This window comes from Vulcanococcus limneticus LL (genome assembly GCF_002252705.1).
In the GTDB taxonomy this organism is placed as follows: Bacteria; Cyanobacteriota; Cyanobacteriia; order PCC-6307; family Cyanobiaceae; genus Vulcanococcus; species Vulcanococcus limneticus.
Genome location: NZ_NQLA01000026.1, coordinates 37,206 through 45,621, shown reverse-complemented (window position 1 = coordinate 45,621; position 8,416 = coordinate 37,206). Strand labels below are relative to the sequence as shown.

The window sequence follows — 8,416 nt, the reverse complement described above, 5'->3', positions numbered from 1 at the left end:
TCCGCGCCGCTGAGGATCCCGAGTTCGAGACCTTCTACACCAAGAACATTCTGCTGAATGAAGGTCTGCGCGCCTGGATGGCGCCGGCTGACCAGCCTCACGAAAACTTCGTCTTCCCTGAAGAGGTTCTGCCCCGCGGCAACGCTCTCTGATCCTGGTCACGCGCTGGATTGCTCGATGCGGCGATCCAGTTCATGTCTCCAGCGCCCCCTAGGGGGCGCTTTTTTGTGGCCGGCTTAGGCTGTATCGCTGTTGGGGCGCCTGCCGATGCCAAGGTTCTTGCCCGGCATGGGGAGAGCCGCTGCGGGCCCCGCGTCGGGCCGGCTTGATCCGTCCGTCTGGCTGTTCTTCTGGTCTGCCTTTGCCCTCTATTTCGGGGCCGTGGTGCTCCGTCACACCTGGTTTCAGACCTCCGCCTGGGATCTGGGCATCTTTGATCAGGCCGTCTATCTGATTGGCCAGGGCCTGCCGCCCTTCAGCAGTTTTCTGGGATTTCACATCCTGGGAGATCACGGCGCCCTCGTGCTCTACCCGTTGGGATGGATTGATCGGCTGCTGCCATCGGTCTACACCCTGTTGGCTCTCCAGTCGGCGGCCCTGGCCTCCGCGGTCTTCCCCCTGCAGCGCCTCGCCCAGCGGCGCCACCTGGGGCCGGCTGCGATCCGCACCAGCCTGTGGGTGTTGGTGCTCTACCCGGTCGTGTTCAACACGGCCATCTTCGATTTTCACCCCGAGACACTGGCTTTTCCGCTGGTGATGCAGGCGATCGTGTTGATCGAGGAGCGTCGTCGCAGCGCCGATTGGCAGGTGGTCGGCTGCCTGCTGTTGGCCCTCACCTGCAAAGTCTCCCTGGCTCTGTTGGTGCTGGGCTTTGGTGGTTGGCTGTTGCTGCAGGGGCGCCGCTGGCTCGGTTTGGTGCTCTGCGGGTTGGCCGCCAGCTGGTTGCTTCTGATCGGTGGATGGCTGATTCCCGCCTTCGGTGGTGAGGCCGCCTCCCTCAGCCGTCACCTGGGCAAGTTTGGCCTGGAGAGGGAAGCAGGCTCCGGTGGCGGGGCAGGCTTTGTGATGCAGGCACTGGGCTCCCTGGTCGGCCAGCTCTTGTCAGGGGCCAACCTGGCCTATGGGCTGCTGCTGCTGGCGCCGGTTCTCTATCTGCTCTTGCACAACCGGCGCTTGGGGTTGTTGGCGGGCCTGCTGCCGTTCGCGCCACTGTTGCTGCTCAATCTGCTGGCCTCCCAGGCGAGCCTGAAGGATCTGGTGCATCACTATTCGCTGTTTCTGGTGCCGCTGCTGGTGGCCCAGGTCCAGTCCACCTTGGCTCCCGCCGGTCCCGCAGGGCGCGCTGGTTATCCCGCCTGGCTGAGGCCCCGCCTGTTGCCGGTGGTGGTGGGCTGGACGCTCATCGCCTTTGTGTCACTCTCGCGCCTGTCGTTCTTCCTGGGCCCGTTTCAGGACTCCCTGGATAACGCCCCGGCGATCCGACAGGCGATCGCGCTGGTGCACCCGGGGGCCTCCGTGGTGGCCACCAATGCCCTGGCTGCCCATCTGGCCCGGCGTCCAGCCATTGATCTGCTCAGTTCCCGGTCGGCCGCCAACCTCTCCGGCGCGGATCAGGTGCTGGTGGATGCCCGTCGCGCCAGCTGGAAAGCCTCACCCAAGTTGATCCGGAGGCTGCTGCGCCAACTGCGGGCGGATCCGGCCTGGTCAATCCGGTTTCAGCGGGATGATGTCTGGCTGTTCGAGCGTCGCTCGGCCGCAAAGTCCCCTACGATGGCGAAGTCCCGTCAGCAGTGATGTGGGCAGGGTCGGTGCAGCTCGCCTGCAGTTTCCCTGTTCCGGATGCATCGCCGGCTGTCAACCATCCAAACCAAGGAGGAGGTGCCCGTGAGTCACAGTTGTTCCATGCAGGGTCTGCTGATCGCGGAGAACGCCGGCTGATTTCGGCGCCTGATTCCTGATCATTCGGTTCCGCGGCAAAGCGGACCCGGCGAGAGCCCCTGGGACCCTCCGCAAGGTTGGTTCCAGGGGCATCGTTTTGCCAGGACTTTTTTGCCTGGACTGATTTGTCTGGATCGTTTTAGCTGGAGCGTGTTGCTGGACAGTTCTCTAGGGCTCCAGCCAGGGAGTCAGTGCCCGGCGGGCGGCCGGGTTGTCAGCGCGGTCGCGCTGCAGCACGGCCACCCCGTCTCGGACGGTCTGCACGCCATAGCGGCCGGCCAGCTCGCGCAGTTGTTCCTGGCTTCGCTCCAGGGCCCGTTGGTCGCGGCGAAAGGCCACTCCGTAGCGCCGGAACCAATCCAGATCAACGGCGATCCACTCCACCTGGCGCTCCTGGCCAGCCCGATCCAGATAGGTCACGCCATCGGGGAAGCGCACCAGCACTTCGCGCCTGGCCAGGTGGGGCACCAATGGCGTGTTGGCCGCCACACTCGCTCCCGCCGGAATCAGCTGCAGGGCCTGGTGGGCCTGCTGGCCGTGGTGCCATTGGGCCAGCGGTGAGCTGTAGACCCAGGGCTGAACGCTGTCAGGGATCAGAAAGGAGAGGCTGCGGTTTGGGTTGCCCCCCACGGTGAACAGCAGTGACAGGGCGATGCAGCCCGCCCATACGGCCCGTAGCCGGCGCGACTGGAAGGCCTGGCCATGCCGTTCCCACCAGAGCACCGTGCCCGCGAACAGCCCAGGCACCACCAGCAGCGTGTAGCGAATGTTGATCGAGAGCGGGTTGTTGCTGCCCTGGGCCAGCAGCAGCCCCAGCATCGGCACTCCCATCAGCAGCCAGCTGTCCAGGGCCACCAGCGGCACCAGCATCAGCGGCAGCCCCTGGCCCAGCAGGTAGCGCAGGGTCTGTCCCGGCGGACTCACCAGCTCGCGCAGCAGGGTGAGCGGTTGGCCCAGGGCCTGGCGCAGCACTTCCAGGCTGGTGGCCTGCTCCTGGCCGGGGATGTACTGGCCGAAGTTCTCCACCATGAAGCGGCGGGAATTGTCGTCGCTGAACAGCGGCATCAGCACATTGGTCACGATCACGACCCAGGCCCCGCCGTAGAGGGCCAGGGCCAGGGCCACTGGCCAGCGCTCCCGCTGGCGGATCGCCAGCCACAGGCCGATGCCCACCAGCAGCACGCCGGTGTCCTCGCGGATCAGCGGGATCGGCAGGGCCGCCAGGGCGATGAGCCAGGGCCGGCGGTGTTCGAGGGCCAGCAGCAGCGCAAACACGCAGATCGGCAGCTGGCACAGGTCGGTGAAGTTGCCCCAGGTGGGCCCCAGCACCGCGTTGGCCCCGTAGAAGGCGATCGTGAGCATCGCCGCCAGGCCCGGTTCCAGCCGCTGCCGGGCCAGCAGGTGCAACACCAGGCCCGCGCCGGTCATCAGACCCACCTGCACCACGGGAAGGGCCCAGATCCCCAGCAGACCCACCAGCGGGATCCACAGGGCCAGCACTGGCGTGAAGTGCTGGCCGAGGCGGTGGTAGCCGAGGGCGGGCCACTGGCCGCCATGCACCACGTTGGTCGAGAGCTGGGAGGAGAGGGTGCTCTCGAAGGGGTGGCCCCGCAGGCCGTTCCAGAGCACCTGCAGGAAGATTCCCTGGTCGTAGGAGGCCGTGAGCACCTGCAGGCGCCACCACTGCAGCAGCAGGCCCACCAGGGCGAACAGCGCCGCCGCCAGCAGTACTCGCCGCTCCGGAGAGAGGCGCTGGGGGGCTGCGGACATGGCGGCACCGACGGGGCGTGGCCGGAAATCTATGGGGGCTTGGGCGGCTCTGGCCGTGCCCGCTAGGGTCAGCCCTGCTTCGGGCCAGGCCTGTGCCCCACTCCGCTGTCCCCCACCCTGCTCAGGCCGCCGCCGCCGCCGAGCATCCGCAGCGGATCATCCGCACCCCCTGGGGGGAGTTGCGGCCAGCGGTGGATCTGGCGCCCCTGCTCTACATCCTGCTGCTCTACGGCGTGGTGTATTTCCTGCCCTTCGGGGTGTTCGAGCTCTGGCGCAAGGGCGAGGACGGCCCGGCGGAGTGGGTGCAGTTCCTCGGCTATGCCGGGGCCTGCCTGTGTTCGCTGCTGGTGCTGTGGCGGCGGCGGCGGCAGGTGGGCCGACTGAGCTGGATCGCCTGGCTGCTGCTGGCGCTGTTCTGTTTCTACGTGGCCGGCGAGGAGATCAGTTGGGCGGAGCGGCTCACCCATCAAGGGCTGGAGGCGATCCGGGAGATCAACGCCCAGAAGGAGACGAATCTGCACAACCTGCCGGTGCTGCAGAACTACCTGCACCTCTCGTTCATTGCCACAGGCCTGTTCTTTGGCTGGTTCGGCTGGCGTCTTTGGCCCGGCATCGATGCGCTGCCTTCCCGCTGGTACAGCCTCTACTTCCTGGTCGTGGCGCTCTTCTACACCTACTGGGATCTCTCCTGGATCACCCTCGGGGAGCGCATCCGCAACGACCAGGAAGCGATTGAGGTGCTGATGGCGGTGGGGTTGTTCCTGCACGCCCGCTCCTTCGCCTTCCCGGCCAGGCGCCCGGAGTCGGAGGGCTGAGGCGGAACGTCGCCTCAGCGGATCTGGGACTTCACCGCCGCAATGGCTGCCGGCAGGCTCTGACGCAACTGCCCCAGGGCCTGGGGCTGGCCGCAGAGGCCTCGACTCAGGTCGCCGAGGGCCTGGCGGATCGCCGCTGCGCTCGGCTGGGTGGTTGGTGTCTCGAGTCCGCGTCCTGCCGCACAGGCTCGCCAGTCGGCCAGCAGGACCACACTGCGGTAGGCCCCGGGCCAGGGATTGCTGGGCTCGGCCCGCTCCAACCGGCTGAACCACTGGGCGGCGCTGGTGGGCCGGTTGCGCAGCACCTCCAGCAGGGCCAGGCTCCAGAGGGCGTCGCGGTCGTCGGGGCGCTGGCTGAGCCTGCGGCGGGCCCATTGATCGACCCGGCCCTGGTAGAGGAAGTGGGGATCGAGCTGGTGCTGGGGGCCGATCGCAGCGAACAGGGGCGGCAGGCCCACCACGCCCCGCTCCAGGCCGCGGGACAGGGCGATGAATGGCGCGTCGAAGGTCTGGGCTGATCCCGCCTGGGGGCGCCGCTGCCACAGTTCCACCTGGCGTCCCTGGCTCCAGGGCCAGCGCTGCACCAGCTGGAAGCGGCCGTCGCTGCGGACCCGCCGGCTGAGCTGCCGAGCCGCGGCGCGGCGCGTGCCCTGATCCCCGGTGGCCAGGAGGAGCCACTGGCTCTGGGCCAGGACCGGTTCGTGATCCTGGGGCCGTTGCCCCAGCCGGCGGGCCAGCACCGAGGCCCCCTCCAGACGGCCGAAGCTGGTGAGGGTGTGCTCGTTCAGATCCGCGCTGTTGGCCACCAGCATCACGGTGCCGGGACGCTGTCCCAGCCGCTGCCGCAGGCTTGCCATCACCTCCGCCGCCGGCGATCCCGCACTCCGCTGGATGGCCTGGGCCTGCTGCTGGGCCGTGAAGCCGGTCGCCCCGAGCAGCCCCAGGCCCAGCAGGCCCGCGGAGGCGGGGCGGCCCAGGCGCGGCTGCAGCCAGATCGCCAGCTCCCGCCAGCCCCAGGCCAGGATGAGGACCAGCAGGGGGAGCACCGGCGCGATGTAGCGCGGATCCTTGTTGGGACTCAGGCTGGTGAACAGCCAGCCGCTCAGGCCGCAGCCCAGCAACCAGGGCCAGCCTGGAGGTAGCGCGCGCAGCGGCTGACGGAGCAGCGACGGCAGCCTGTGGTGACACCGCCAGGCCGCCAGGGCCAGCCCCCCCAGGCCCACCGCCACGCTGAGCGGCCCCAGCTGGGAGCCCCAGAGTCGCGGGTACCAGAGCAGGCTGGCCAGGCCCAGGCCAGTGGGATCGCCCTCAGCGGCCCCCGATTCCACGACGGCCCTCTCGGTGCCCCCCAGGGTGGTGATCCAGTTGTGGTGGAGCCAGGGCAGCACCAGGGCCAGCACCAGCGCCAGGGCCGCCAGCACCTGCAGCCTGCGGCCCCGCTGCCCCAGCCCCCGCCCCGCGGCCCAGAGGCAGGGCGGCACCAGCACCAGCAGGGCGCTCTGCTTCACCAGGATGGCGGCGGTCACCGCCAGCGCCGCGGCGAGTGCCTGGCACCAGCCTCCCCCGCGCGGTGCCTGCCAGCGACCCAACAGCCACAGCGCCAGCACGGAGGCGGCACTCACCGGCAAGTCCAGGGTGTAGTCCACCCGCAGGCTGGCCAGGGCCGGGGCGACGGCCAGCAATGCCGCGGCCAGCAGCCCGAAGCTGCGCCCCTGGAGCTGCCGCCCCCAGCAGGCCACCACCAGCAGCAGCAGACCGTGCCAGAGGGCCAGGGCCCAGCTGGCCTGGTCCGGGGCCTGGCCGCTGATCGCCATCACCGTGCCGTTCACCAGCGAGGCCAGAGGAGGGATCTTGGGTGAGAGGTCCAGCAGGCCATCCCAGCCAGGCCAGCCACCGCCGGCCAACAGCCCCAGGGCCCGGCCATGGTCCACGGCGCTGTTGAGGTAATCGGCCTGGTCCCAGGCGGGAAGGCGCTGATCCAGGGCCAGCCAGAGCCGGTCGGCGGCGGTGCTCAAGACCCAGAGCCCTGTCAGGGCAAGCCACCAGAGCCAGGGGCGGCGTTCGAACGGGCTGGTCAGGGGGGATCTGGCAGTCAGCCGGCAGTCTGAAACGCGGACCATCGGCCCCCCAGCCGACGTGTGTTCTGGCACACCCGATCTGGTGGCTCCCTTGACCTCGTCAGACACTGTGGGCCTGGCGCATTGCGCCCTTCCTCTATTGGTGTGAGGACCATGAAACTGTTCCAGAAGCTTCTTCTGGCGCCTGCTGCCCTGGGCCTGATGGCTCCTGTGGCTGCATCCGCCGCTGACCTGAACCTTGCCGGCGTCAACCAGTACGCCACCAGCGACGAGCAGGTGACCTCGATCACCCAGTTCTCGGACGTTCAGCCGACCGACTGGGCCTACCAGGCGCTGAGCAACCTGATCGAGCGCTACGGCTGCGTGGCCGGCTACCCCAACGGCACCTTCAAGGGCCGCCAGGCGATGACCCGCTATGAAGCGGCCGCCCTGCTGAACGCCTGTCTCGATCGGATCACCGAGGTGACCGACGAGCTGAAGCGCCTGATGAAGGAGTTCGAGAAGGAACTCGCCGTGCTGAAGGGCCGGGTGGATGGCCTGGAGGCCAAGGTGGGTGAGCTGGAAGCCACCCAGTTCTCCACCACCACCAAGCTGAAGGGTGTCGCCACCTTTGTGTTGGGCGCCAACAGCTTCGGCGGCAGTGTCGAGGGTCTGCGTGATGCCTACCGCGCCAGCGAGGGTGCTACCACCTTCAACTACGACGTTCGCCTGAACTTCGACACCAGCTTCACCGGCAAAGACCTGCTGCGCACAACCCTGCGGGCCGGCAACTTCGCCAACTCCGGCTTCGGTGGCGGCTATACCACGGGCACCAACGATGCTGCCCTCGGCCTCAACCAGCTGGAAGTGGCCTTCCAGGGTGCTTCCGGTGCAGACTCGGTTGAGATCAACCGCCTCTTCTACCAGTTCCCCATCGGCAACGGATTTACCGCCACCGTGGGCGGCAAGGTTCGTCAGGACGACATGCTGGCCATGTGGCCAAGTGTGTACCCTGCTGACACCGTCCTCGACATCTTCACCTACGCCGGTGCCCCTGGCGCCTACAACCTGAACCTGGGTGCTGGTGCTGGTCTTTGGTACCAGAAGAACGGCTGGAACCTCAGCCTCAACTACGTTTCTGGTAACGCCCAGAACGGCAGCCCCAACGACAACTTCGACAACTGCGGTGGCATCGGCACCGACTGTGCCGCTCAGACCGGTACTGCTCAGGTGGGTTATGCCGCTAGCAACTGGGGTATCGCCGCTGTCTATAACTACAGCAATGGTGTCGGCCCTGCTTCCGGTACCCCGCTGGCTGTCCTAGGTGGCAGTGGTGTCGGCAACCTGTTCGATACCGTTAACTCCGTCGGCTTGAGTGCCTACTGGCAGCCCAAGACCAACGGCTGGGTTCCTTCGATCAGCGCTGGCTGGGGCATTAACTCCTACAACGAGGACAATGCGGCCGCCAACTTCGACGGCGTGGCAAGCCAGTCCTGGTATGTCGGCCTGCAGTGGCAGGATGCCTTTGTCAAGGGCAACGCTCTGGGTATGGCCGTGGGTCAGCCCACTTTCATCACCAGCTGTGGCGACTTCTGCGACAGAACCCCCCAAGACGCAGGTTACGCCTGGGAGTGGTGGTATAAGTTCCAGGTCACTGACAACATCAGCGTGACTCCCGCCATCTTCTATCTCAGCAATCCGCTGGGTGCGTTTGGCAACGCTGCCCGTGTTGCCGCTGGTGAGAATGGTGCTGCTGTTAACAACTTCGGCGGCCTCGTTAAGACTACCTTCAAGTTCTGATCGCACTGGTCTGATAGGGAGCCTGAGGGCCTTGCG

Annotated in this window: 5 protein-coding genes and 1 pseudogene; 4 read left to right on the top strand and 2 right to left on the bottom strand. The window is 67.4% G+C overall.

Annotated features, from left to right (window positions below; genetic code table 11):
- Together CJZ98_RS11190 and CJZ98_RS11185 are read left to right on the top strand one after the other, a co-directional pair.
- Positions 1 to 152 (top strand): annotated as a pseudogene (locus CJZ98_RS11190) (photosystem II D2 protein (photosystem q(a) protein)); the annotation flags it as partial.
- A 115-nt stretch (positions 153 to 267) separates the two neighbouring features.
- Positions 268 to 1,794, top strand: coding sequence for a DUF2079 domain-containing protein (locus tag CJZ98_RS11185; RefSeq protein WP_094591209.1), 1,527 nt, complete (start codon positions 268 to 270; stop codon positions 1,792 to 1,794).
- A gap of 312 nt (positions 1,795 to 2,106) precedes the next feature.
- Here the strand turns inward: CJZ98_RS11185 and CJZ98_RS11180 are convergent, their stop codons facing one another.
- The gene (locus CJZ98_RS11180) at positions 2,107 to 3,708 is read right to left on the bottom strand and encodes a DUF2079 domain-containing protein (RefSeq protein ID WP_094591208.1); all 1,602 of its coding nucleotides are present in this window, start codon (positions 3,706 to 3,708) and stop codon (positions 2,107 to 2,109) included.
- A gap of 92 nt (positions 3,709 to 3,800) precedes the next feature.
- Between CJZ98_RS11180 and CJZ98_RS11175 the strand changes: the two genes are divergently transcribed.
- On the top strand, positions 3,801 to 4,523 hold the full coding sequence (locus CJZ98_RS11175) for a pectate lyase (protein WP_094591207.1): 723 nt from the start codon (positions 3,801 to 3,803) through the stop codon (positions 4,521 to 4,523).
- 14 nt (positions 4,524 to 4,537) lie between these two features.
- Here CJZ98_RS11175 and CJZ98_RS11170 read toward each other — a convergent pair whose 3' ends face one another.
- Entirely contained in the window at positions 4,538 to 6,538 is a 2,001-nt protein-coding gene (locus tag CJZ98_RS11170; RefSeq protein ID WP_232756409.1) for a glycosyltransferase family 39 protein, read from the bottom strand.
- Positions 6,539 to 6,754: 216 nt separating this feature from the next.
- On the opposite strand from CJZ98_RS11170, the gene CJZ98_RS11165 reads away from it, so the two are divergent.
- Entirely contained in the window at positions 6,755 to 8,380 is a 1,626-nt protein-coding gene (locus CJZ98_RS11165) for an iron uptake porin (protein WP_094591205.1), read from the top strand.
- Positions 8,381 to 8,416: the final 36 nt, after the last annotated feature.